The organism is Achromobacter mucicolens (genome assembly GCF_902859725.1).
In the GTDB taxonomy this organism is placed as follows: Bacteria; Pseudomonadota; Gammaproteobacteria; order Burkholderiales; family Burkholderiaceae_B; genus Achromobacter; species Achromobacter mucicolens.
Genome location: NZ_CADIJP010000012.1, coordinates 141,719 through 165,372, shown reverse-complemented (window position 1 = coordinate 165,372; position 23,654 = coordinate 141,719). Strand labels below are relative to the sequence as shown.

At 67.2% G+C, this 23,654-nt stretch carries 29 protein-coding genes; 9 read left to right on the top strand and 20 right to left on the bottom strand.

The genetic code is table 11. From position 1 onward, the window contains the following. Window positions 1-41: 41 nt before the first annotated feature. The 7 genes from fabI to HV786_RS17190 form a co-directional block, all read right to left on the bottom strand. On the bottom strand, window positions 42-815 hold the full coding sequence (fabI, locus tag HV786_RS17220; protein ID WP_056326656.1) for an enoyl-ACP reductase FabI: 774 nt from the start codon (window positions 813-815) through the stop codon (window positions 42-44). Then, window positions 812-1,996, bottom strand: a complete 1,185-nt coding sequence (locus HV786_RS17215) for an acetate/propionate family kinase (RefSeq protein ID WP_175211340.1) — start codon at window positions 1,994-1,996, stop codon at window positions 812-814. Before HV786_RS17215 ends, fabI begins: the two co-directional genes overlap by 4 nt. 72 nt (window positions 1,997-2,068) lie before the next feature. Continuing rightward, window positions 2,069-3,013, bottom strand: coding sequence for a phosphate acetyltransferase (locus tag HV786_RS17210; protein WP_128828121.1), 945 nt, complete (start codon window positions 3,011-3,013; stop codon window positions 2,069-2,071). Between the two features lie 5 nt (window positions 3,014-3,018). After that, on the bottom strand, window positions 3,019-5,547 hold the full coding sequence (locus tag HV786_RS17205; RefSeq protein ID WP_128828122.1) for a DUF3141 domain-containing protein: 2,529 nt from the start codon (window positions 5,545-5,547) through the stop codon (window positions 3,019-3,021). A 177-nt stretch (window positions 5,548-5,724) separates the two neighbouring features. Next, entirely contained in the window at window positions 5,725-6,357 is a 633-nt protein-coding gene (yfcF, locus tag HV786_RS17200) for a glutathione transferase (protein ID WP_128828123.1), read from the bottom strand. Between the two features lie 103 nt (window positions 6,358-6,460). Beyond that, window positions 6,461-6,790, bottom strand: a complete 330-nt coding sequence (locus tag HV786_RS17195; RefSeq protein WP_056326667.1) for a DHCW motif cupin fold protein — start codon at window positions 6,788-6,790, stop codon at window positions 6,461-6,463. 61 nt (window positions 6,791-6,851) lie between these two features. Then, window positions 6,852-7,337 carry a GNAT family N-acetyltransferase gene (locus HV786_RS17190; RefSeq protein WP_128828124.1) on the bottom strand — a complete coding sequence of 162 codons (486 nt, stop codon included), beginning with the start codon at window positions 7,335-7,337 and terminating at the stop codon, window positions 6,852-6,854. A 162-nt stretch (window positions 7,338-7,499) separates the two neighbouring features. On the opposite strand from HV786_RS17190, the gene HV786_RS17185 reads away from it, so the two are divergent. From HV786_RS17185 to HV786_RS17170, 4 genes are all read left to right on the top strand, one after another. Continuing rightward, window positions 7,500-8,441: a DnaJ C-terminal domain-containing protein gene (locus HV786_RS17185; RefSeq protein WP_128828420.1), complete on the top strand. Its 942-nt coding sequence runs from the start codon at window positions 7,500-7,502 to the stop codon at window positions 8,439-8,441. Between the two features lie 2 nt (window positions 8,442-8,443). Beyond that, on the top strand, window positions 8,444-8,758 hold the full coding sequence (locus HV786_RS17180) for a chaperone modulator CbpM (RefSeq protein ID WP_128828125.1): 315 nt from the start codon (window positions 8,444-8,446) through the stop codon (window positions 8,756-8,758). A 71-nt stretch (window positions 8,759-8,829) separates the two neighbouring features. After that, on the top strand, window positions 8,830-9,552 hold the full coding sequence (locus tag HV786_RS17175; protein WP_252870095.1) for an AzlC family ABC transporter permease: 723 nt from the start codon (window positions 8,830-8,832) through the stop codon (window positions 9,550-9,552). After that, window positions 9,549-9,896 (top strand): AzlD domain-containing protein, encoded by a 348-nt coding sequence (locus HV786_RS17170; protein WP_128828126.1) that lies wholly within the window; start codon window positions 9,549-9,551, stop codon window positions 9,894-9,896. Before HV786_RS17175 ends, HV786_RS17170 begins: the two co-directional genes overlap by 4 nt. Before the next feature lie 15 nt (window positions 9,897-9,911). On the opposite strand, the gene HV786_RS17165 is transcribed toward HV786_RS17170, so the two are convergent. The 4 genes from HV786_RS17165 to HV786_RS17155 form a co-directional block, all read right to left on the bottom strand. Further along, on the bottom strand, window positions 9,912-10,568 hold the full coding sequence (locus HV786_RS17165) for a DsbA family protein (RefSeq protein ID WP_128828127.1): 657 nt from the start codon (window positions 10,566-10,568) through the stop codon (window positions 9,912-9,914). A 98-nt stretch (window positions 10,569-10,666) separates the two neighbouring features. Beyond that, complete coding sequence (locus tag HV786_RS17160) at window positions 10,667-12,142, bottom strand: inorganic phosphate transporter (protein WP_128828128.1); 1,476 nt, start codon at window positions 12,140-12,142, stop codon at window positions 10,667-10,669. Between the two features lie 83 nt (window positions 12,143-12,225). Continuing rightward, a complete protein-coding gene (locus tag HV786_RS27465; protein ID WP_255357224.1) occupies window positions 12,226-12,351 on the bottom strand; it encodes a hypothetical protein in 126 nt (41 codons plus the stop codon). Continuing rightward, entirely contained in the window at window positions 12,348-13,472 is a 1,125-nt protein-coding gene (locus HV786_RS17155; RefSeq protein ID WP_175211338.1) for a D-alanyl-lipoteichoic acid biosynthesis protein DltD, read from the bottom strand. The genes HV786_RS27465 and HV786_RS17155 overlap by 4 nt, the downstream gene beginning before the upstream one ends. Before the next feature lie 263 nt (window positions 13,473-13,735). Here HV786_RS17155 and mog point away from each other — a divergent pair, with 263 nt between their 5' ends. From mog to HV786_RS17140, 3 genes are all read left to right on the top strand, one after another. After that, complete coding sequence (mog, locus tag HV786_RS17150) at window positions 13,736-14,368, top strand: molybdopterin adenylyltransferase (RefSeq protein ID WP_128827314.1); 633 nt, start codon at window positions 13,736-13,738, stop codon at window positions 14,366-14,368. A gap of 100 nt (window positions 14,369-14,468) precedes the next feature. Further along, entirely contained in the window at window positions 14,469-14,807 is a 339-nt protein-coding gene (locus HV786_RS17145) for a hypothetical protein (protein WP_128827315.1), read from the top strand. Between the two features lie 5 nt (window positions 14,808-14,812). After that, complete coding sequence (locus HV786_RS17140) at window positions 14,813-15,679, top strand: peptidoglycan DD-metalloendopeptidase family protein (RefSeq protein WP_175211336.1); 867 nt, start codon at window positions 14,813-14,815, stop codon at window positions 15,677-15,679. Between the two features lie 30 nt (window positions 15,680-15,709). Here HV786_RS17140 and HV786_RS17135 read toward each other — a convergent pair whose 3' ends face one another. The 8 genes from HV786_RS17135 to HV786_RS17100 form a co-directional block, all read right to left on the bottom strand. After that, window positions 15,710-15,997, bottom strand: coding sequence for a hypothetical protein (locus HV786_RS17135; protein ID WP_056326690.1), 288 nt, complete (start codon window positions 15,995-15,997; stop codon window positions 15,710-15,712). Window positions 15,998-16,157: 160 nt separating this feature from the next. Further along, window positions 16,158-16,421 carry a translation initiation factor IF-1 gene (infA, locus tag HV786_RS17130; protein WP_062683195.1) on the bottom strand — a complete coding sequence of 88 codons (264 nt, stop codon included), beginning with the start codon at window positions 16,419-16,421 and terminating at the stop codon, window positions 16,158-16,160. 14 nt (window positions 16,422-16,435) lie between these two features. Then, complete coding sequence (locus HV786_RS17125) at window positions 16,436-16,786, bottom strand: hypothetical protein (protein ID WP_128827317.1); 351 nt, start codon at window positions 16,784-16,786, stop codon at window positions 16,436-16,438. A 154-nt stretch (window positions 16,787-16,940) separates the two neighbouring features. Then, a complete protein-coding gene (locus HV786_RS17120) occupies window positions 16,941-17,480 on the bottom strand; it encodes an SRPBCC family protein (protein WP_128827318.1) in 540 nt (179 codons plus the stop codon). A gap of 36 nt (window positions 17,481-17,516) precedes the next feature. Further along, window positions 17,517-17,969 (bottom strand): GFA family protein, encoded by a 453-nt coding sequence (locus HV786_RS17115; RefSeq protein WP_128827319.1) that lies wholly within the window; start codon window positions 17,967-17,969, stop codon window positions 17,517-17,519. A gap of 155 nt (window positions 17,970-18,124) precedes the next feature. Further along, window positions 18,125-18,640, bottom strand: a complete 516-nt coding sequence (locus HV786_RS17110) for a GAF domain-containing protein (protein WP_175211334.1) — start codon at window positions 18,638-18,640, stop codon at window positions 18,125-18,127. Beyond that, window positions 18,637-19,611 carry a Bug family tripartite tricarboxylate transporter substrate binding protein gene (locus HV786_RS17105; RefSeq protein ID WP_128827321.1) on the bottom strand — a complete coding sequence of 325 codons (975 nt, stop codon included), beginning with the start codon at window positions 19,609-19,611 and terminating at the stop codon, window positions 18,637-18,639. The genes HV786_RS17110 and HV786_RS17105 overlap by 4 nt, the downstream gene beginning before the upstream one ends. A gap of 57 nt (window positions 19,612-19,668) precedes the next feature. After that, window positions 19,669-21,504, bottom strand: a complete 1,836-nt coding sequence (locus HV786_RS17100; RefSeq protein WP_175211332.1) for a gamma-glutamyltransferase family protein — start codon at window positions 21,502-21,504, stop codon at window positions 19,669-19,671. A 111-nt stretch (window positions 21,505-21,615) separates the two neighbouring features. Here HV786_RS17100 and HV786_RS17095 point away from each other — a divergent pair, with 111 nt between their 5' ends. Together HV786_RS17095 and HV786_RS17090 are read left to right on the top strand one after the other, a co-directional pair. Beyond that, window positions 21,616-22,575: a LysR family transcriptional regulator gene (locus HV786_RS17095; protein ID WP_175211330.1), complete on the top strand. Its 960-nt coding sequence runs from the start codon at window positions 21,616-21,618 to the stop codon at window positions 22,573-22,575. 175 nt (window positions 22,576-22,750) lie between these two features. Next, entirely contained in the window at window positions 22,751-23,185 is a 435-nt protein-coding gene (locus HV786_RS17090) for a hypothetical protein (protein WP_128827324.1), read from the top strand. Between the two features lie 25 nt (window positions 23,186-23,210). On the opposite strand, the gene HV786_RS17085 is transcribed toward HV786_RS17090, so the two are convergent. After that, window positions 23,211-23,594 carry a hypothetical protein gene (locus tag HV786_RS17085; protein ID WP_128827325.1) on the bottom strand — a complete coding sequence of 128 codons (384 nt, stop codon included), beginning with the start codon at window positions 23,592-23,594 and terminating at the stop codon, window positions 23,211-23,213. Window positions 23,595-23,654: the final 60 nt, after the last annotated feature.

Here is a 23,654-nt window from a genome sequence, read left to right as displayed (position 1 = left end):
AATGACCAAGGTGTCTGACACCTTGCAAGCCATTACCCGCCTCAATCGATGATGTGATACCCGCCGTCGATGTACAGCGTCTGCCCCGTCATCAGCCGCGCAGCGTCGGTGGCCAGCCAGGCGGTCGCTTCGCCAACGTCGTCAATCGACACCAGGCTGCGCGCGGGCGCCTTGGCCTGGGCGCGGTCCAGCATGGTGTCGAATTCCGCAATGCCGGACGCGGCGCGCGTCTTCAGCGGTCCCGGCGAAATCGCGTGGACGCGGATGCCTTGCGGGCCCAGTTCGGCCGCCAGGTAGCGCGTGGCCGATTCCAGTGCGGCCTTGACCGGTCCCATCATGTTGTAGTGCTCGACCACCATCTGCGAGCCGTAATAGCTCATGCAGAAGAGGGCGCCGCCATTGCGCATCAGCGGCTCGGCCAGCTTGGCCATGCGGATGAAGGACCAGCATGACACGTCCATCGCCTGCAGAAAGCCCGCCCGCGAACAGTCCGTGACACGCCCGTGCAGGTCCTCGCGCGGCGCGTAGGCCACCGAGTGCAGCACGAAATCCAGCGCGCCCCATTCGTCCGTGATGCGGGCAAAGACGGCTTCAAGCTCGCCGTCGTTCAAGAGGTTCAGCGGCATCAGCAAGGGCGCGTCCACCTGTTGCGCCAGCGGCGCCACGTGCGGCAGGGCCTTGTCGTTCAGGTAGGTCACCGCCAGTTCGGCGCCCATTGCGCGAAACGCCTTGGCGCAGCCCCACGCGATGGAGTCGGCATTCGCGATGCCGGTCACCAGCCCGCGCTTGCCGGCCAGGGGCAGGTGCGCGCTCATTGCTGCCTCACGAGGGCAAGCGTGTGTTGCGCAATGATGAGCTCTTCGTTCGTGCGCACCACGTAGACGCCGATGCGGCTGTCGTCGGTGGAGATGCGCGGCCCGTGGCGGGCGTTGCGTTCGGGGTCCAGCTTGATGCCCAGCCATCCCCAGTGTTCGCTGATCGCCTGGCGGATCTCGGCGGAGTTTTCGCCGACACCGGCTGTGAAGACGATGCCATCGATGCCGTTCATCGCGCAGCCCAGGCCGATCATGCCTTCGGCCACGCGCCAGGCGAAGTACTTCAGCGCCAGCTTGGCCGACGGTGCGGTGCTGGCCAGGAGTTCGCGCATGTCGTTGCTGATGCCCGACAGGCCCTTCATGCCGCAGTCGTGATACAGCATGTGCTCGATCTCGTCGTGGCTCATGCCCTGTTCCATCATCCATAGCACCACGCCGGGGTCCAGGCGGCCAGGGCGCGTGCCCATCGGCAGGCCTTCCAGCGCCGTGAAACCCATGGTGCTGTCCACGCTCTTGCCCGCCTGCATGGCGCAGGCCGACACGCCTGAACCAAGGTGCGCGGCGACGATCTTGCCCATGGCGATGTCCGGCAGCGCCTGCTTCAGGCGCTGCGCGATGTACTCGTAGGACAGCCCATGAAAACCGTAACGGCGCACGCCTTCCAGGTACAGGCGCTCGGGCAGCGCATAGCGGTCGGCCACGTCGCTGTGGCTGCGGTGAAACGCCGTATCGAAGCACGCCACCTGCGGAATCCAGGGCCGGCGTTCGCGGATGACGCGAATCGGCGCCAGGTTGTTGGGCTGATGCAGCGGCGCAAGCGGCGTGAACGTGTCCAGCTTGGCCAGGATGTCGTCATCGATCAGCACCGGCTCGGACAGGTCGGGCCCGCCGTGCACCACGCGGTGGCCCACGGCCAGTGGCGCGCCGCCCAGGTGGCCGCTCAACCACGTGCCCACGACCTCCTGCGCGTTGGGCACGTCTGGCGCGTGGCTGGGCGCAATGTCGCGCTCGACCAGCGTCTCGCCCGCCGCGTCGCGAACCCGCAGGTGCGGATGCGTGGTGCCGATGCCTTCGAGCTGGCCGCCCAGCCGGGGCGCGAGCTGGTGGCTGGCATCGATGTCATACAGGTAGAACTTGATGCTGGAACTGCCGGCGTTGATGACGAGGATGGTGTCGCTCATGGCGGTGTGCTTCCATGTTGGGACAAGTCGCGCGAAAGCCCGCGTCGGCGGGCCGGGGGCAGGGAGCTGGCGTCAGGCCAGCGGTTTGGCCTGTTGCTGGGCAAGATGGTGGGCGTAGATTGCCGCCACCGCGCACGAGGCAAGACGCGAGCGCGGGCTGTCGGCGCGGCTGGTCAGGATGATCGGCACGCGCGCCCCGAGCACGATGCCGGCGGCTTCGGCATTGGCGAGAAACGTCAGGTTCTTGGCCAGCATGTTGCCGGCTTCCAGGTCGGGCACCATCAGCACCTGCGCCACGCCTGCCACAGGGGAACGGATGCCCTTGATGCGTGCGGCTTCCGGGCTGATGGCGTTGTCCAGCGCCAGCGGGCCGTCCAGCACGCCGCCCGTGATCTGCCCGCGGTCGGCCATCTTGCACAGCGCGGCCGCCTCGATCGTGCTGGGGATGCTGGGCGTGACCTGTTCCACCGCAGACAGGATCGCCACGCGCGGTTCGCCCAGCCCCAGTCCCAGATGCAGGTCGATCACGTTGCGGATGATGTCGGCCTTGGTTTCCAGGTCCGGAAAGATGTTGATGGCCGCGTCCGTGATGAAGAGCGGCTCGGGATAGGTCGGCACCTCCATGATGAACACATGGCTGATGCGCCGGCCGCTGCGCAGGCCCGTCGTGCGCGCCACGACCTCATGCATCAGTTCGTCGGTGTGCAGGCTGCCCTTCATGAGCAGCGACGCTTCGCCGCTGCGCACCAGCGCGACAGCCTTTTCCGCGGCGGCATGGCTGTGCGGCACGTCCACGATGCGGGCATCGCCCAGGTTCAGGTTGAACTTTGCGGCCGTGTCGCGGATCTTGCCTTCCGGCCCGACCAGGATGGGCCGCAGGAGGCCCAGGTCGCGCGCTTCCAGCGCCGCGGACAACGAGGGCTCGTCGCACGGGTGGGCGATGGCGCACGCGGCCGGTTCAAGCGTCTGCGCGCGTGCGATGAGTTTGTCGTAGTGCGTGGACGTCGGGAGGCTCATGGTTGTCAGGCCTTGGCGGGTTGATGGGCGGCAGCCGCGCGCTTGGCGGGCGATTTGGCGGCGTTGGACGCGGTTTTCGTGGCGGGAGCGGCCGGCTTGGCTGCTTGCTTGGCGGGCGTCCTGGCGGCTTTAGGGGCAGCTTTATTGGCGGCTTTTGCGGCGGTCTTTGCTACGGTCTTGCGCGCAGCCTTGGGCGCGGACGCCGCATTCACGGCCTTGCGCGCGGCGTCGGGATGCGGCCGGGCGGTCTTGCCGGGCACCTGTGCGGCCTTGTCGACCAGGTCGCTGACCGGATCATCCATCTTCGCGTCTTCGGCGCCGCGCGAGGGCTCGGCCTTCCCCTGTTCGCGGCGCTGTGCGCGGCGCTCGGCCGCTTCGAAGATGCGCTCCATTTCGTTCAGGCTTTCGCGCGCCGCGTCGCTCAGCGGTTCGGCCGCTTCCAGGACGCTCTTCATGGCGACCAGACCGGCGCGGATCTCGGCAGCCGACGAGCCGTCAAGCAAGTGCGGCATGGCCTGGATGGCAGCGGTGGAATCCAGCGTCATCATCAGCGCCTGTTCGCGAATGACGTCCTTGAATTCCTCCAGCGACAGGGCGTTGTCGGCCTCGGCACGCATCTTGCGGATCAGCGCGAAGCTGCGCTCGTCCAGGCCGCCCTCGGCGCCCGACACGTACAGCAGCATCCGGATCGCCGCTACGCGCAGTCCGCCTTCCTGCAGCATCGAGCGCAGTTCCGCGGCGCGTTCTTCCATGAAGCGGCGATGCTCCGGCGAGACGCCCGGATGCCTGCGCGGCGGGCCGGACTTGGCGCCCAGGCCGGCCAGATCCTGCACCACGGGCGAACCGTAGACGCTCATGAAGGTCCGTTCGTCGGCCGAATCGCGCAGCTCCTGCCAGATGTTCAGGCTGGTCTCGATCATGTTCGAGAACATCTCCTGCGCGACCAGGAACGGATTCGTGGGCGAGGCCTGCTTGCGGTGCTCGCGCACCTGTTCGGCTACCTTGGCGATGGGCGCGATGACCGGGTTGCGGTCGGAGATCAGTTCGTAGGGCAGGCGCAGCGGGTGCATGCGCTGCATCCATTCGGCGGACTGCGGCGTGACCATGGCGCGCAGCCAGGGCTGCACGAAGCTGCGGTACATGCCCAGGTTGATGTCGGAGATGCGGGCCACCGCGGCAAAGCGCTGGTCGTCCTCTTCCTTGCGGTCGACGATGGCGCGCACGTCGTCCAGCTTGCGCTGTTCGAACGACAGCACGTAGTTGCCGAAAGCCAGGTCGGCGTTGGGCGTGTCCGGCGTCTTGTCGGCGATTTCGGCCTGGTAGATGCCGGGCGGCAGCACATCGATCATGTCGATGTTGGAGGTGAACTCCTGGTGCTCCTTGCGGGCCACGCTGCCGGACACGAAGATGCCCAGGTGGCCGATGCTTTCGTGGATGGCGTAGACGATGGTCTGGCCGTGGGCCAGGACTTCGGCCTCGTTCTGGTACAGGTCGGGAATCCAGCCCAGCGCCTGCGGGGGCGGGGTGATGTTGTCGCCCTTCGAGCAGAACACCACGATGGGCGAGCGGATGTTGCGCAGGTCGATGCGGATGCCGTCGGAGGTCACCAGACCCGCGGTCGCCAGGCGGTTGCCCACGAACAGGTTGTCGACGATGTACTGGATCTCGGGGCCATTCAGGAAGACGTGGCCGCCCCACCATTTTTCGAAGCTCAGGTAGCGGCTGGCCTCGGTGTCGACATTGGCGTACAGGTTGTACTGCTTGGACCACAGGGTGTTGGCCGGATTCAGGTTCTCGAAGTTCTGCACCAGCCAGGCGCCGTCGAACTTGCCATTGCCCAGATCGCTGGTCATGGCCGTCAGCCAACTGCCACCCAACAGGCCGCCGGCATAACGCATGGGATTCATGCCGCGCCAGCCCGCCCAGTACGACAACGGCGCGCCCGCGACGATGATGGGGCCGAAGAGTTCAGGGCGCACCGCCGCGGTCATCATGATCTGCCAGCCCGCCTGGCAATTGGCCACGACGACGGGCTTGCCCTCGGCATCCGGGTGCAGCGCGATGATCTCTTCCAGGAAGCGGGCCTCGGCCATCATCACGTCTTCGACGGTCTGCGTGGGCATGGGTTGCGGCAGGAAGGTCGCGAAGTAGCAGGGGTGCCCGGCACGCACGGCCACGCCGATCTCGCTTTCCGGCTTGAAACCGCCAATGCCCGGCCCGTGGCCGGCGCGCGGGTCCACCACCAGGAAGGGGCGTTTGATCGGGTCCGTTTCGACGCCGGCCGGCGGCTTGATCCGCAAGAGGCCGTAATTGACCGGCCGGGGCAGCTCGCGGCCGTCGAGCACCAGTTCGAATTCCATGCTGAGCACGTTGGGCGCGCGCTTGGCCATGTGATCGTGGTACTGGTTGCCGCGCTGGCGCATCACATCGGCGTAAAGCACGCCGCGCTGCCAGGCATCGACGGCGTATTCATAGGCGGCCGTCCAGGGATTCAAGGACGGGGCAAGCGTGTGATCGGTGCCGGATCCGGCCATGGCGATCTCCTGTAAATAGCTGCCGGCGGCAAATGGCCGCCAAGCCGGTCCCCAGTGGAACCGGCGGAGTTGACCTCCCCATTACACCGCAATGGATGGTGCGGTGCAACATCCGAGCGATTGCGGCAGGTCAACCGGGGCAGCAGGATGGAGCGCCGCCCTGGGACAGGGATCAGTTCAACGCGCGGCGGCGTTGTGTTCCAGCCATTTCTGGACGGCGGGCCGCTGCCACTGCGCATCGGCGTAGGCGCGCAGCGTGTCGGGCAGGTCGTCGTGCGCAAGGCGCTTGAGCATGACCGCCAGATCGGTATCGGCGATGCACCACGCATCGAACAGCGTCGTCTGGTCAACGCCGATCAGGTGGCTGGCCACCTGGATCAGCTTGGCGGCGGCGGCATGGGCGGCGTCGGAAAGCGGCTGGCCTGTTTCGCCGTAGAACACGGTTTCGGTGGGGCGTTCCTGGCGCAGGGCGGCCAGGTCGCTGCGCAGCCAGGCCTGCAATTGGCGGGCGCGTGCGCGTTCGTGGATGCCGGACGGAAACAAGGCTGCGTGGGCGGGCGCGGGGAAGGCTTCGTCCAAGTATTCGGCGATGACGCTGGATTCGGTCAGGTTGAAGTCCGCATGCGTCAAGGCCGGCACCCGGGCCGTGAGCGCGCGGCACTGGAAGGGCTGCATGCGCTGTTCGCCGGCGCCCAGGTCGATGGGGCGCACTTCGAAAGGCAACTGCTTTTCGGTCAGCGCCACATAGACCGACATGGCGTACGGGCTGAGAAACAGGGAATCGACGTATAGCGTAATCGGGGCGCCCAAAGCTTGTCTCCGGTCAGGCGGGGTAACGAATGGTCAGGCAGCGCGCGGCGTCTGGTTTGCAAAGCGTAACGCAAGTGCAATCCAGGCGTGTCGCGCGGGCGCGTCAGTCGACGATGAAGAGCTTGGCGCCGGTTGCGGTGGACGAGCGGTGCGGCTCGGCTTGATCGGCCACCTGATAGCTCATGCCGGGCGTCAGGACGAATTGGCGGCCGTCTTCCAGTTCGGTGTGCAGTTCGCCTTCCAGGCAGAACAGAATGTGGCCCTTGGTGCACCAGTGGTCGGCCAGGTAACCGGGGGTGTATTCCACCATGCGCACGCGCAGGTCGCCGAAATGGCGGGTCCGCCAGTAAGCCATGCCGGTGTCGCCGGCGTGTTCGGTGCGTTCCACTTCGGACCAGTCGGTGGTGCCGAAGGGGATGTTGCTCATCTTCATCGTGATTCCTGCAGGGTCGGTCCGCCCCCGAATCCGGGGCGAAAAACACATACTACGCCATTCAGGCGGCCAGCTTTTTCTGCCAGAACATGGCGCGGCCGGTCGCATCGTCCAGCGCGTAGCCTTCGAAGCCCAGCTTGCGGTAAAGGCCCTGGGCGACGGTGTTACCCTCCAGCACTTCCAGCGTGATCTTGCAGCAATCCATCTGGCGGGCGCGATCCTCAAGCGCGGCGAGCAGCGCCTTGCCCACGCCCTGGCCCTGAAACCGCGGCGACACCGCCAGGTCGTGCAGGTTCAGCAGCGGGCGGCAGGCAAAGGTGGAGAAGCCTTCCACGTAGATTGCGACGCCGGCGGCCTGGCCGTCGATGCGCGCCAGCAGCGCGCGCACGGTCGGGCGGCGGGCGAGCTCGCGGATCAGGTTGGCCTGCGCATGGGCCGGCAAGGGCGTATTGCCGCCCATGGGGCCGCTGGCGTATTCGTTCAGCATGGCCAGCACCTGGCGGCCGTGGTCAGGGTCGTTGAAGTCGGCGTCGATGATTTCCAGCACGATCGGTCCTTTGAGGTAAGCCGCGCAAACCGACCATTATGCGCTTGGCCGCCAACTGCGCAATTGCATTGAAAAATCGGTCCATAACCCCTATCTTCTGGCTATTCAAGGCCGGATCCGGCTGTGCCGGACGCGGCCTCAACCCTCAACGTGAGCTGGAATATGGAGTTCAAGGACTACTACAGCATTCTCGGGGTGGAACAGGGCGCGTCCGACGACGACATTCGCAAGGCGTACCGCAAGCTCGCCCGCAAATATCACCCCGACGTCAGCAAGGAAAGCGACGCTGAAACCCGCATGCGCGACGTGAACGAAGCGTACGACGTGCTGCGCGACGCCGAAAAGCGCCAGGCCTATGACAATCTCGCGGCAGGCGTGTCGCCCGGCGGCGGCTTCCAGCCTCCGCCCGGCTGGGACGAAGGCTTCGAGTTCCACCGCGGCGCCGCGCCCGGCGACGAGGCGCAATTCAGCGAGTTCTTTTCGTCGCTCTTTGGCGGGCGGGGCGGCCGGCATGGCACGCGGCAACAGGAATTCCGCGCGCGCGGCGAGGACCACCACGCCGCGATCGAGGTCGACCTGGAAGACGCGATCAAGGGCGCCACGCGCGACATCAGCCTGCGTTCCATGCAGATGGACGACCAGGGACGCCCGCACATGCAAAGCCGCACGCTCAGCGTCAAGATTCCGGCAGGCGTGCGCGAAGGCCAGTACATCCGGCTGGCGGGGCAGGGCATGCCGGGCTACGGCGGCGGCGACAACGGCGACCTGTATCTGGAGGTGCGCTTCAAGCCGCATCCGCGCTACCGTGCCGAAGGGCGCGATCTCTATATGACGCTGCCGGTCGCGCCCTGGGAAGCTGCGCTGGGCGCCAGCGTCAAGGCGCCCACGCCGGGCGGCACGGTCGAAGTGTCCGTGCCGCCCGGTTCCGGCAACGGCCGCAAGTTGCGGCTGCGCGGACGCGGCATTCCGGGCGATCCGCCGGGCGACCTGTACCTGGTCCTTGACCTGGTGCTGCCGCCCGCCGACAGCGACGCCGCCAAGGCCGCCTACCGCAAGCTGCAGCAGGACCTGCCCTTCAACCCGCGCCGCAACCTGGGGGTCTGAGCATGAAAAAGATAGTGATCACCAGCGCCACCGTCGTGGGCGAGTCGCAGCCGCTCAGCGCCGACGACCTGGCCCGCGCCTGCGGCGCCGAAGTGGAATGGGTGGCCCAGCTGGTCGAGGTCGGCATCGTCAACGCCAGCGGCAGCGGCCCCTCGGAATGGCGCTTCTACAGCGTGGACCTGCAGCGCGCCCTGCACGCGCGCCGGCTGGAGCACGATTTTGGCGCGGGCCTGGACGCCGTGGCCCTCATCCTGGACCTGAGCCAGGAGGTGCGCCGGCTGAAGTCGCAACTGCGGGCATTGGGGGCGATGCCCTGAGCGCGCGGGCCACGCGATAGCGCGCGTACGGCGATGGGTAAAATGGGCGCCCGCCGCACTACGTAGAAGCAATGAGCGCCTTGGAGACTCCCCCCGACGCCGCGCGCGCCCCGTCCGGCAGCGCGCGCATCGATGGCCTGAAATCGTGTCTGCCGGTCATGATCGGCTACTTTCCGGTGGCTGTGACCTTCGGCATCGCCGGCGTCGCGGCCGGCCTGACGCCGCTGCAGGTCGTCTTGATTTCCGTGCTGGTCTACGCGGGCGCCAGCCAGTTCCTGTTGCTGGCCTCCATCAAGGCGGGAACGCCCTGGCTCTGGGTGGTGGCGCTGTGCTCGCTGCTGAACGCGCGCCACCTGCTCTACGGCCCGCTGCTGTCGCGCTTCCTGCCCGCGGCGCTGCGCGATCGCCTGAAGGTCGCCTTCCTGCTGACCGACGAAGTCTTTGCCACCGCCTTCAACCGCCTGCAGGCCGTCGAACCCGGCCGCCGCCAGGGCTGGATGATCGCGCTGGGCCTGGGCGCATGGCTGACCTGGATCGCCGGCACAGCCGTGGGCGTGTACGCCGGCGATGGCTTGGAGAAACACTATCCGATGCTGTCGCAGGTCATGCGTTTCGCGCTGCCGGCGCTGTTCATGGCGCTGGTGTGCCAGAGCGCGCGGCGCGGCATGGGATGGCCCATCCTGGCCGCCGTGGGCGGGGCCGGGCTGATTGCGGCGCTGGGATACACCAGCCTTGCCATCCTGGCCGGTGCGGTCATCGGCTGCGCCGCCTATCGCATGGGCAGGCCCGCATGAACACCAACGGCTTGGAATTCTGGGGCGCCGTCATCGCGATGGCGGTCATCACTTACCTCACGCGCGCGCTGCCCTTCATGCTGTCCGAGCGCAGCCGGCTGTTGCGGCGGCTGTCCCGCGAGGGCTCGGCCCTGTCCGCGCTGGGTCCGTCGCTGCTCGCGGGCATCGCGGCCGCCGTCATCGTGCCCGATCTGCTGGGCGCGGCGGACGATGCCGCCCGCATCGCGCCGTACGTGGGCGGGCTGGCTGTCACCGGCGTTGCTGCGCGCCTGGTCAGCAATACGGGCGTCGCGGTGCTGCTTGGCATGGGCGGGTACGGGATATTGCTGGCTTTGGCGGCCTAGCAAGCGCCCGAGACGTCAGGCGCCGCCCTGGATGCGCGTTTGCAGATGATCGCGCCATGCGTCGGGACGGCCCAGATAGCGGCTGGGTTCGAGCAGCGTGAAAACGCCATCACGCTCCAGCGCCAGCGTCGGAAAACCCGTGCCGCCCACCTGCGCCAGCAATCGGCGGCTGGCGGCAATATGCGCGGCCGTCTCGTCGCCTTGCGCCTTGGCGTAGGCGGTGTCGAAGGCGCCGGTGTCCCGGCCGATATCGGCGGCCAGCGCGCGCAGCACGGCGGGGTCGGCGATGCGCAGACCTTGGACGTAATGCGCGCGTTGGATGCGGCGCAACAGGTCCAGGCCGCGGCCGGCCAAGGTTTGCGCGGCCAGGATGGCGGTGGTGGGCGGTTCCGAATCGAACACGGCGCCGGTGTCTCGTAGCAGACCGTCGAAATAGTCCTTGCCGAACGGCTGGCCCGTCAGGCCGGCGATGCGTTCGTCGTGCGGCATGACATAGCGGCGCAGGGCGTCGGTGACCGGCTGGCGGTTGCTGCCCGTCATCATGCCGCCGCCATGAGGCTCGATGTGAAGGCCCGCAATGCCGCGGGCGGCCTCCACCAGCGGCGCGGCGCCATAGCACCAGCCGCAAAGCGGATCGAAGATGTAATGCAGGGTGGGGGAAGCGGTAGTCATGGCGCCATCGTAGACGGCGCGTGGCGCGGGCGCATAGGCCTGCGCAGTACCCAGATTGTTGCAGCGGCCGTGCAGATTGCCTGCACGGCCGGGTTTCATCAGCCGGTGAACTGCACGCCGATCCAGAAAAGGCCTGCGGCCAGCAGCATCGAGGCGGGCAGCGTCAGCACCCACGCCAGCAGGATGTTGCGCACGGTGTTGCCCTGCAGCCCGGACTTGTTGGCGATCATGGTGCCCGCCACGCCGGAGGACAGGACGTGGGTCGTCGACACCGGCAGGCTGAAGACGTTGGCCAGCCCGATGGCGCCCACGGCGGTCAGCTGCGCCGACATGCCCTGCGCGTACGTCATGCCTTGCTTGCCGATCTTTTCTCCCACGGTCAGGACGACGCGGCGCCAGCCGACCATGGTGCCCGCGCCGAGCGCCAGCGCCACGGCCACGATTACCCAGAAGGGCGCGTATTCCGTGGTGGCGGTCAGGTCCGCGCGCAGCCGTTGCAGGTCGGCAGCCTCGCGGGCGGGCAGGCCTTCCAGGCGGGCCACCTTCTTGGCGGTGTCGTCCAGGCACAGCAGGTAACGGCGCACGTCGATGCGCTTCTGCGCGGACAGGTCGGCGTAGTTGGACACGCCGTGCAGGTCTTTTTGCAGCGCCATGATGGTCGGCACCGTCAGCGTGGGATCGCAGCGGAAGTTGGCCGGCAGTTGTTCCTGCATGTCGACGCGGCGCAGCGACAGGTAGTCGCCCAGCAGCGCCTCGTTGCGCTGGTAGAACACCAGCAGGTGGTTGGCCGCGTCGCGTGTGCGTTCGATCTGGTAGGTGGTGCTGTGGGTGTCCAGCACGAAATTGGCGGGCACGATGCCGATCAGCACCAGCATGATGAGGCCGATGCCCTTCTGCCCGTCGTTCGAGCCGTGCACGAAGCTCACGCCCATTGCCGACAGGACCAGCACCAGGCGGTTCCAGAATGGCGGGTGCTTTTTGTTGTCGATGGCGCGGCGCTGTTCGGGCGTCTTGTGCATCTTGGACAGCGGCAGCCAGCGCTTGAGCGCCAGCAGCAGCAACCCGGCCACGGCAAAGCCGGCGATGGGCGAGGCCACCAGCGACATGCCGATGTCGATGGCCTTGCCCCAGTTCACCCCTTCGCCCAGCGGCAGGTCGGTGATGAGCGCATTGGCCAGGCCCACGCCCAGGATCGAGCCAATCAGCGTGTGCGAACTGGAGGCGGGAATGCCGAAGTACCAGGTGCCCAGGTTCCAGGCGATGGCCGCCGCCAGCATGGCGAACACCATCGCAAGCCCGCGGCCGGTATCGACATTGATCAGCAGTTCGACGGGCAGCAGATGGACGATGGCGTAGGCGACGCCCACGCCGCCCAGCAACACGCCCAGGAAGTTGAAGATGCCGGACAGGACCACCGCCAGGTGGGGCGGCATGGCCTTGGTGTAGATGACGGTTGCCACGGCGTTCGCCGTGTCATGAAAGCCGTTGATGAATTCGAAGGCCAGGACGAATGTCAGGGCCAGCACAAGACTGAGGCCAACCCAAAGGTCTAGGCCGTGGAAGAGGTCGAACATGGGGGAGGGGGCGAGGTTCCGGCGAGAATGCCCCGATTATTGCAGATTTATGACCTGTCCCTGAATGAAGCGGCCCCCAAATCTTAGAACTTCGAATATTGGAATTCGATCTCCATGGGTTTGCCCAGATTGGCGGAGGTATCCGCCTGGATGACCATCACGGCCAGGATGCCGAGATAAAGCAGGCAGAGCCAGAGTGTTCGTTTCATGGGCGGAATACCTCGGCGATCTTCTGATTGACGCGCAGCCAGCCCAGCTCGCCCAGATGCTGCACGTCGCGCAGCGTGCCCACCTCGAAGGGCGCGTCATACATATCCATGCAGGTCATGGCGTAAGTCTGGCACAGGCCGGCGACCTGGCGCTGGATCGGGTCGAACCGGTCCAGGTCCTTGAAGACCATGGGGTGCAGGGGCTGCATGACGAACAGCGCATTGACCTCGTGCTGGCGCAGCAGCGCCATCAGGGCCGCCAGTTCTCGCAGTTCGTCGCGCCCGGTCAGGGGTTGCGGCTGGTAGGCGGTCTTGCCCCCGGCGGGGATGGTGCGCAAATACTTGTTGAAAAATTCGTCGCGCACGGCATACCGGTTGTCCGTCATCAGCGCCTGTTCGGCGGCCTGCGCCTCGCCGGCCAGCGCATCCCAATCCACGACGCGGGCCGCCATCGCCGGGCCCTCGCGCTCCGGTTCGGGGGCGGGCGCGGCATATGCCGGCGCCCCCAGGCCCGCCAGGCGTTGCCGAAACACATACGCCTGCTCGGCCGCCATCGACCAGTACACGCCCGCGTCCGCCTTGGCGTCCAGCCAGCGCATGACCTCGGCCCGGCCTTCGGGCTGGCGCAGCAGGCGCGGCAACAACGGATTGGCGTGTTCCTTGAATTCGTCCGGTCCCAGTCCGCCGTCGCCATCAAACCAGCCGGGCGACAACATCACCACCACGCGCGAGGCCGGCGACAGGTCGTCGGCCAGCGCCGCCAGCACGAACTGCATGCCCAGCGACTGGAAGCCCGAATGGCCGTACGCCAGGACGGGCATCTGCAGCTCATCGGCCAGGAAGCGGTAGGGCACGAAGCGCAGGTCGTTGCTGGTGAGCTCAGACGAGCCCAGGATAACCAGCCGGTCGCCCGTGCGCAGCGCCTGGCTGAGCCGCGACAGGTTGCGCGTCTGCTCGTCCAGCGTATTGCCCAGGTTGGGAATGTAGAGGCCCGGCGCGGCGGCGGGTACCGGTTCGGTCTTCAAGGCGAGCGTGTGCAGGGCTGCCCAGCCGGCCACGGCCGCGGCGGACAGGGCCAGCGCCGCGGCAAGCGCGTGCTGCCGGAGAGTGCGTGTGAACATGGAAAACCTGAAAATGCGCCGCGCCGCGACAATGGGCCGGGATTGTTAGCGGATGTTATCCAGCGTCCATGACGCGAACAAGCGCGGGAAACCCTGGGCGGCGGGCGGTTTCCCCTTTTTGCGACACTTGGGGCCGCCGCCCCCGCCGCATGCCGCCTTACAGAATGCGATAGCATCGATGTCGCGCGGCCGTCCGGCAAGCCACGGCGGCCGCGCTGCCTGCCGCCGCCGCGGCGCTTCATTGCCGGATTTCCCGCTACGCCATGACCCACATTGCCCGCATTGCCCGCAGCCATCCCGACGAACTCATCGTGGGCCTGGTGTCCGTTTCCGACCGCGCCTCCTCCGGCGCCTACCAGGACCAAGGACTGCCCGCGCTGCGCGAGTGGCTGGGCGGGGCGCTGGCTTCGCCGTGGCAAGCGGTCGACCGGCTGATTCCGGACGAGCCGGGCCGCATTTCCGAGACCCTGATCGAGCTGGTCGACGGCTGCGGCTGCGATCTCGTCCTGACGACCGGCGGCACCGGCCCGGCGCGGCGCGACGTCACGCCCGAGGCCACGCTTGCCGTCGGCACCAAGGAAATGCCCGGTTTTGGCGAGCAGATGCGCCAGATCAGCCTGCGCTTCGTGCCCACGGCCATCCTGTCGCGGCAGGTGGCCGTCATCCGCGAAACGGACGGCCATGCCGCCCTGATCGTGAACCTTCCCGGCCAGCCCAAGTCCATCCGCGAGACGCTGGAAGGCTTGAAGGGCGACGACGGCGCCGTGCTGGTGCCCGGCATCTTCGCGGCCATCCCGTACTGCATCGACCTCATTGGCGGCCCCTACGCCGAGACGCGGCCCGAGGTCATCGCGGCCTTCCGCCCCAAGTCCGCCCGCCGCCCGCTGCAGGCGTGAAGCCGCCTCGGCCGGGCGTTGCCGGGCCAAGGCGCCAAAAGACCGTGCGGTATAGTTGGCCGCCCCGATCAATCCCTACCGACCGAGAGTTTCCATCGTCATGAAGGCTCGTATCATCCTGTCCCTTACCGTCCTGGCTGCCCTGTCCGCCTGCGCCAACGTCAAAGACGTCCGCGACCGCGAGCCCGTCTTCTATGGCTCGACCTCGCGCACCGCCCAGGACTACACGCAGTGCGTGGCGGATGCCTGGAAGGGGCTGGGCGTCAATTTCGAACAGAAGCCGGTGCGCAATGGTTACGAGCTCATCCTGCACGGCAGCCTGGGCGTCGAGGCCGTCATGACGACGACCCACTGGCAGGGCAAGACCGAGACCCGCCTGTCCACGCGCATCGCCCGCCGCGACCAGACCATCATCGAACCGGCCAACCTGTGCCTGTGAGTCCCATGTTCGAACGCCGCGATGTCCTGCGTGCCGGGCTGGCCGCGGCCAGCCTGTGCCTGGCCTGGCCCGCGCGGGCGCAGCAGGGCAGCTACATCAGCCGCAAGCTCGACGCCCGCGTGCCGGGCGGGGTGGCCGTCCTGACGCTGGGCGACGCGGCCAGCGCGCCCGAGGTCACATACCAGGACCGGCGCGTGCTGGTGGTGCGGGAACTGGGCAAGCAGTGGATCGCCGTGGTCGGCATCCCGCTCAGCGTGAAGCCGGGCCAGGAACACGTCCAGGTCAAGGACGCCGCCGGCGCTCGCCAGATGGCCTTCACGGTGGGCGCCAAGGATTACGTCGCCCAGCACATCACGCTCAAGAACCGGCGCCAGGTGGATCCGAACCCGGACGATCTCAAGCGCATCGAACGCGAGCTGGCAGAGCAGATCGAGGCCTACCGCGTCTATCGCGCCGGTGTCACGCCCAGCAACCTGATCCTGGACCGGCCCGTCAACGGCGGACGCCTGTCCAGCCCGTTTGGCCTGCGCCGCTTCTTCAACGGCCAGGAACGCAATCCCCATTCAGGCCTGGATTTCGCCGTGCCGGCCGGAACGCCCATCAAGGCGCCGGCTGCCGGGGTGGTGGTGCTGGTGGGAGATTACTTCTTCAATGGCAAGACGGTGTTCCTGGACCATGGCCAGGGGTTGATCAGCATGTTCTGCCACATGTCGGCCGTGGACGTGAAAGTCGGCGACGAGGTGCCGCGCGGCGGCGTGGTGGGCAAGGTGGGCGCGACCGGCCGGGCGACGGGTCCGCACCTGCACTGGAACGTCAGCCTGAACGATGCGCGCATCGATCCGGCGATCTTCATTGGGGCGTTCAAGCCCTGACCCAAGGCGGGATTTGCGGGCAGGCCGGGTTCAGGCCTGCTCTGCCGCCAGCGCGATGCGCTTGAGCACGTATTGGTGCATGCGCTCGGCGTATTCCATCTGCTGCTGCACGCTGCGTTGGCCGGCCTCCTGGTCGTCCAGGCAGTTGTCGTATTTGGTCTTGGCTTCGGCGTAGGTCAGGCCGGTATTGCGCAGGCTGTTGATGAAGGCCTCGCGCGACTGGCGCAGCAGGCGCAGGCCTTCCTCGCCCTTCGCGAATCTTCTTCGCGCCAGGGCAAGCTGGTCTGCGGCGGCTTGCAATTCTTCTTTCAGGTCCATCGTGCTTCGTGCGTATCCGGCCTGGCGTTGCGCCAGGCGAGGGAGCGCCATTCTTTCATGAACGGGCGTTCCACGCATTACGGCAGGACGCGAATCCGGCTTTAGGATTCGCGAAAAGTAGGTGCCGGGCGCCGGCATGAAGCCGGCCCGGGCGGCCGGCTTAGCGGCGGTATTGCTGCGGACGGTGCGCGGCGGGGGCGCGTTCGTCCTTGTGGCGGAAGTTGATGCGGCCCTTGGTCAGGTCATACGGCGACATTTCCAGGGTGACGCGATCGCCCGCGAGGATGCGGATGCGGTGCTTGCGGATACGGCCGGATGCGTAGGCGCCGACTTCGATGCCGTTGTCCAGTTTGACGCGGTAGCGGCTATCGGGCAGCACTTCGTCAACGATGCCATCCAATTCGATGAGTTCTTCTTTAGCCATGCTCTACTCCTTGATCAAAACGCGCAGCCATGCCGGCGGCATGAGGCGCCGCGCAAGGCGGCAAGCGCGTCGGACTCGGATAAACCGGTCCAGCGGTTTGAACGCAAAAAAACGTTCGGGCAAGCGTGGGTATGGGCCACGGCATCCGAAAGGATGTCTGAAATGGCGGATACTCGCGCCCTGAGGTAAGTGCGCGCGGTGCGCGCCTGGGTCGCGGCGTGGGTGCTGCGGGCACTTGGCCGGAAGAAGCGGGGTTGCAGCGGTTGCGGCAACGCCTGGCGCCACGGGGACTGCAGCGGCGTGCTGGGCAGTGACGGGGGGCGCCCAATAAAAAACCGGATCTCGTTCGCGTCGCTGACGTTCATTCAGTAGCGCCCTTTGGTGGGCGCTACAGGTTGGCACGCAGGATGACCGAAGTCCGGGTTTTGCGGAAAAATCACGCTCCCATGTTACTGCAAAGCGGGCGGTTTAGCCAGCTTTTATGCCAGATCGGCCCGTGATAGTTGCGCTTGAACGACTCTAGCGCCGGGGGATGTGGCGCTGGTATTCGGCCTCCCAGGCGGCATTGGCCGACCAGAACGGGCCCGGATCGCGGCCGGCCAGCCGGGCCGCGAGTACGTTCAGATGCGTGTGCCAGCCGCCCGCCACATCGACCATGTCGTCCCGGTTGGCAAGCTTGCGGTGGGTGAGGACGAGCAGGGCGGAATCTGCTTTCGGGGACAGTTCGAACATCACCTCGGACGGGGCGCCCGCCGATCCGCCCCAGGTGTAACTCAGGAGGTGCGGCGGTTCGCACCGGGTGATGAGGCCTTGCGTGGTGAGGCCTTCCTCGTAGGGCTTGTAGGCCTCGGGCGTCGGTTCGCGCACGGAGGACAGGTCGGCATGCAGGAACCGCAGCGTGACGCCGCCCCCCTCCATCAGGTCCATGTCGCCTGAAGCCAGCCACTGGCCGCGTTTGTCGGATTCCGTCAGCCAGGCCCACACCTCCTCCACGCTGGCCGGCAGCGTGCGCGTGAAACGCAGGGTGGTGGGGTCCAGTACGACGCCAAAGTCGCTCATATCAGTCTCCTGTGAAGTCCGGAGCCGGACGTGGGTTCATCTTCCGTGTGAAAAGGTCAGTGGCGGCACCTGCGAATCGTGCTCGGGCGCTTCGTCCATGGCGCCGGGATGCTGGGGCAGCGCATCCGTGATGTCGTACCACGGCGCCTTGCTCGCGACGTGGTAATGCGCCTCGGGCTTGACGCCCGGATCGTCGTCCAGCGGACCCAGCGGCAGGCCGTAGACGTCGGGCGTCTGGTCAAAGCGGCTGAGCAGGGGCGTGCCGCAGGCTTCGCAGAAGCCCCGGTAGTTGCCGGGCGACGAGGCGTACCAGGTCACGTGGTCTTCCCCCCGGGTCCAGGCGAAATCCTTGGACTGGACCGTTGCGCGGCTGCGGAAAGCCGCGCCATGCGTTTTGCGGCACATCACGCAATGGCAGTTCAGGGCATCGGTGAGCGGACCGTTGATCTCGTAGGCGACACGGCCGCAGAGGCAGGAACCTTTGATCATGATGAGCGCCAGGCAGGTTTGGGGGAATAACCCCAATATACCCGCGGCGCCGGGCGTCGGCTCCGGCTTTTGAGCCGGATGTCTTTCAGATCGTTGCTGCGTCAGGATGTCCCGCCGGATGCCGGGCAACGCGCGGCATCCGGGCCGGGCAGCGGTCAGGCGGCGGGCTGTGCCGCCTGCAGCGCCTGGAACGCGGGCAGGGCCAAGAGGGCCGCCAGCCGTGCCGCGTCAATGTCCGCCTGCGTCACCGCGGCGCGCGGCATCAGGAAGTTGACGGTGCCCAGGCACGCGCCGTCATAGACGACCGGCACGTTGATGACGGATTTCAAGCCCAGTTCGCGGATGGCGTCGTGGTCATTGAAGAACTCGCGGATGGCGTCCTCTCCCTGGCCGACGAACACCTGCTGCTCCAGCAGGACGTGCCGGCCCCAGGCCGTGCCGGTCTTGTCCTTGCTCCCGCCCGGCGGGTAGGCCTGCGGGTTCGAGCTGTACAGCCGCACCACGCGCATGGCGCTGGCGTCGTAACGATTCACGGTGCACAGCGTGTGCGCGAGGGCGAGGCCGGCGTAGGCATCGATGGCCTGAAAGGCCGCCTGCGCATTGCCCTGCGCGTACGCCTGGCCGATGGCTTGCACGCCCGTGGCGGCCGGGCTGAGGGCGCTGTCCGTCATTCCGCGGTGATGCCCAGTTCTTTGATCAACTTGCCGTACTTGTCGGCGTCGCGCGCCAGGATCTGGCCGAACTGCTCGGGCGTGGTGTCGGTCAGCAGCACGCCCATGTCGCCCATCTTCTTGATGACATCGGGCCGCTTCAGAATCACGTTGATCTCGCGGTTCAGTCGTGCCGTCAGTTCGGGCGGCATGCCCGCCGGGCCAAACGCGCCGTACCAGACCGCCAGCTCATAGCCGGGCAGCGTTTCGGCCACGGTGGGCACATCGGGCAGCAGCGGCGAACGCTGTGCTTCCGTCACGGCCAGCAGCTTGAGCTTGTTCGACTGCACGTGCGGCAGCGTCTGCGTGCCGGCGCTGAACAGCACCTGCGTGCGCCCGGCGACGGTGTCCAGCACCGCAGGCGCGCCGCCGCGGTAGGGGATGTGCATCATCTTCACGCCGGCGGCCTTCTCGAACAGGACGGCGCTCAGGTGGTTGGTCGAGCCCTGGCCCGCCGAGGCATAAGCCACGTTGTCGGGATTGGCCTTCGCGTAGGCGATGAATTCCTTCAGGTTCGAGGCCGGCACCGACGGATGCACCACCATCGTGTTGGTCACGAGGGCCAGTTCGGCGATCGGCGTGAAGTCCTTTACGCCGTCGAACGGCATGTTGGAATAGAGCGCCTGGTTCATCGTGTGGGTGCTCATCGAGCCCACCAGCAGCGTGTAGCCGTCCGGCTTGGCGCGCGCGACGAACGCCGTGCCGATGTTGCCGGACGCGCCCGAACGGTTTTCCACGATCACGGGCTGGCCCAGCGACTGCGTCAGGCCTTCGGACAACACGCGCGCCAGGATGTCCGTGGAGCCGCCGGCCGCCCACGGCACGACCAGCGTGATGGGCTTTTCAGGCCACGCGGCCTGCGAAAGCGCGGGCGTGGCCATCGCCAGTCCCAGCGCGAACGTGCGCAGCAGTCGTTTGAATTGCAGTGTCATGGTGTTTACCCCTTGCGTAGTGTCCGGCTTCTGAGAGCCGGTCGAATGAAAAGCGATTTAGCGGCCGACGGCGTATCCCTGCATGCCACGGGGATTGGCGGCGGCGCGCAACAGCAGGCGTCCGCCCGCGGCGGGTTCGCGCGTGCATGCGCTGATGCGGCCTTCGGACCAGTCCGGTCCCACCTTGACGTCGTGACCGGCCGCGCGCAGCGCGTCCAGCGTGGCCGCCGGCATGCGCGACTCCACCGTCAACCGGTTCAGCGTCAGTGCGCGCGGCCAGAACGAGCCTGGAAAGTGATCGATATGCCAGGACGGCGCGTCGATTGCCGCCTGCAGGTTCATGCCCATGGCGTGACGCAGGAAGAACGCGACGGTCCATTGGTCCTGCTGGTCGCCGCCCGGCGTGCCGAACGCCATGTAAGGCTGACCGTCGCGCAGCGCAAGGCCGGGCGACAGCGTGGTGCAGGGGCGCTTGCCCGGCTGCAGCTGGCCCGGCACGCCATCGTCCAGCCAGGTCATCTGCAGGCGCGTCGTGAGCGAAAAGCCCAGCGCGGGCACCACGGGACTTGACGACAGCCAGCCGCCCGACGGCGTGGCAGCCACCATGTTGCCGTCGCGGTCGATGACGTCGATCTGGCAGGTGTCGCCCACGAACAATTCGCGCGAGGCCCATTCGTCGACGGGCGGCAACGCCGCGAAGGTCGGTTCGCCCACGCCGTAGCGCGTGTCCGAGGCGGCCAGCGTGCGGATGGCGGCGTCCAGATCGGGCAGGCGCGGCGACAGCCCCTCCGGACTGCCGGGCTGCAGCGCGGCCGACGCGCGCTCGCCGATGCAGGCGGCGCGCGCTCGGGCATAGTCGTCGCTCAGCAGCGCCGCCAGCGGCACCTGCGCGTGATCGGGATCGCCGTACCAGGCGGTGCGGTCGGCAAACGCCAGCTTGGCGGCTTCGGCCACGCGGTGCACGAACTGCGGCGACAGCGGGTCCAGCTTGTCCACGTCAAGGTGGCGCAGCAGCGCCAGCTGTTGCAGATGCACCGGGCCTTGCGACCAGACGCCGCATTTGGCGACCGTGTAGCGGCCATATTGCGTGGTCAGCGGTTCATCGTAGGTTGCGCGCCAATCGGCCAGGTCGGACTTGCGCAGCAGCCCGCGGTTGCGCTGGCCGGTGGTGTCCAGCGCGGCCTCGTTGGTGTAGAAACTGTCGATCGCGTCGGCGACGAATCCCCGGTACCAGACGTCCAGCGCCGCATCGATGCGGCCGCGCCGGTCGGTGCTGGCGGCGTGCGCTTCGTCCAGGATGCGGGTGTAGGTGGCCGCGATGGCCGGCGTGCGGAACAGCGCGTCGGGGGCGGGCACGCGGCCGCCGGGCAGCCAGACCTCGCCCGAGCTTTTCCATTCGTCGCGAAAAAGCGCCTGCACGGCCAGGATCGCCTGCGAGATCCGCGGGACCAGCGGAAAGCCGTCGCGCGCATAGTCGATGGCTGGGCGCAGGACGTCCGCCAGCTCCCACGTGCCGTAGTCGCGCAGCAGCGTCAGCCAGGCGCCGAACGCCCCCGGTACCGTGGCGGGCAGCAGGCCGATCCCCGGCACGAGGTCCACGCCCAGCTCGCGGAAATAGGCGGGGGTCGCCAGCGCGGGCGCCGGGCCCTGGCCGCACAGCGCGCGCATGCGCTTTTCGCGTTCGCTCCAGATCAGGATGGGGACTTCGCCGCCGGGGCCGTTCAGGTGCGGCTCGACGATCTGCAGGACGAATCCGCCGGCCACGGCCGCGTCGTACGCGTTGCCCCCGCGCTCCAGCACGCTCATGGCCACTTGCGAGGCCAGCCAGTGCGTGGACGAGACCACGCCGTACGTGCCGCGTATTTCAGGTCGGGTGGTGAAGGACGGATTCATCGCGGGATACCGGGAGGGCAGGGAATGATGCGTGCAGTATAGGACCCAGAAATAACTAGTTTTATCTTTATGGGCATAATTGCATAACCAAATGGTTATCTGGAAAACGCCATGAGCCGCGATGCCGTCCGACTTGCCAACCGCTTGAAGCACCGGCATCTGATGCTGCTGGTCAATATCGACCGCCATAAATCGCTGACGCGGGTCGCCGCGCAGACCGGCATCAGCCAGCCCGCGGTGACCAAGGCCCTGGCCGAGCTGGAGGACATCTTCGGCGCGCCCCTGTTCCTGCGCACGGGCAGCGGCCTGCAGCCCACCCAACTGGGCAATCTGGCGCTGGTGCGGGCGCGTCACATGCTCAGCGATCTGGACCTGTGGGAGCGCGAAGTCGAGGCGTTGCAGGCCGGCCGCTCCGCGCACCTGCACGTGGGCGTGGTCCCCTACGTGTCCAGCGCCTTGCTTACCGCCGCCATCAGCCAATTGCACCAGCGCCACGGCGTGACGCTGAGCCTGCACCGCGCCACGACCGATCATCTGGTGCCGATGCTGCGCCAGCACGAGCTGGACTGCATCATCAGCCGCGCCACTTCGACGGTGATGCACGAAGACCTGATTCATCGCGTGCTGTACCGCCAACGGCCCCGCCTGGTCGCGCACGGGCGGCTGGCCCAGCGGCTGGCGCGGCGCAAGCCCGACTGGGCCGCGGTGGCGGCGCTGGACTGGGTGCTGCCGGCGGCCAATACGCCCACGCGGCAACTGATCGTCGAACACTTCATCCGTGCGGGGCTGCAGCCGCCGTCGCCCGTGCTGGAGGCCTATTCGACGGATGTGATCGAGGGCATCCTGTCGCAGAACGAATCGTCGATTTCGGTGGTGCCCGAAGACATCGCGCGCGAACTATGCCAGCGGGGCAGGCTGGGCATGGTGCCCTGGGATTTTGGCTGGGAGCTGCCGCCGATCAACCTGATCCGGAGGAAGCGCGAGCAGGCGTTGACGGCCGAGTCGCAGTTTTCCGACATTTTGCTGGACCTGTGCGCCAACGCGGCAGCACCCGTGCCTGCTCAGGCCTGACCTGCACGGGCGGCGCAAGCCTGTCTGGCAAGACATGCACATGTCCTAGGCGCAAAAACGTCGCTTCCCGCCACAGACGAAGTAGCCGGCATCTGGTTAAATGGCTGAAAGGCCACACGGCCCCGGGCAAGCCGCTGCCTTTTCCGGCTTGCCCATCCAATTCACGGAGCCCCAGATGGCACGATTCAATTTCACCCAGGACCTCGAAGAACCCGATCTGTGGGCGGCGGAAAACGTCCCCGCCGGCGAGGGCCGGCCCCCCATCCACGTCATGGTCCAGACCGACGGCGAAGAGCCCGATGCCGGCGCATCCAAGGTGGTCAAGGGCATTCTGGACAACCTGGACGACCAGATTCTGGCCGCGGCCGACTTCCTGCTCGACAACTATTCGTACGAGCACTACAAAAAGCTGGGCATCGAAGACGACCAGCTCCTGGCCGAAGAAACGGCCGAAGCCATGGCTGAAAAAGCCGTGCTGCGCGCGCTGTGGCTGTTTGACGAAGACGGCGACGGCTACGAGCTCTGGTTCACGCTGCCCTGGGATCCGGTGCACACCTACGACGTCGAGTTCGAGGACGGCGCGCCCGTGTCCTGCTCGGTAAACGACTGACGCCACCCGGCCAGCCGGGGCAAGGTCAGCGCGGCAGTTCGTACCGCGTCGCCAGGCTTTGCCCCAGCGATTCGTCGTACTTGTAGCGCACCTTCAACGGCTTGCCCCGCAAGATGGTGCGCGCTGGCACGTTCTCCAGCACCACCTCCACCTCCTTGTCCACGAACTCGCCGCAGTCCGTGTCGGCCCTTTCGCCGTCGGGAATGTCGGCGGTTTTGACTTTCAGCTTGAACAGCACCTGCGTCAGCGCCGTGCCGTCGGTCCGGAACTGCCGATAAGTGGTGGGAAAGGTGGAGACCGTGCCCGCCAGATCGCAGGAAATGCGGGTCCAGGCGTGAGCAGGGGGAATGCAGGCGAACAGGCCGGCGGCAAGCGCCGCGGCCGCGCGGGGCGAGAACAGAAGATTCATGGTGTGCGGGGCCGGGCGCGGCGCCCATGCGCGCCTCGCCGGTGCGTGACGAAAAGGGCT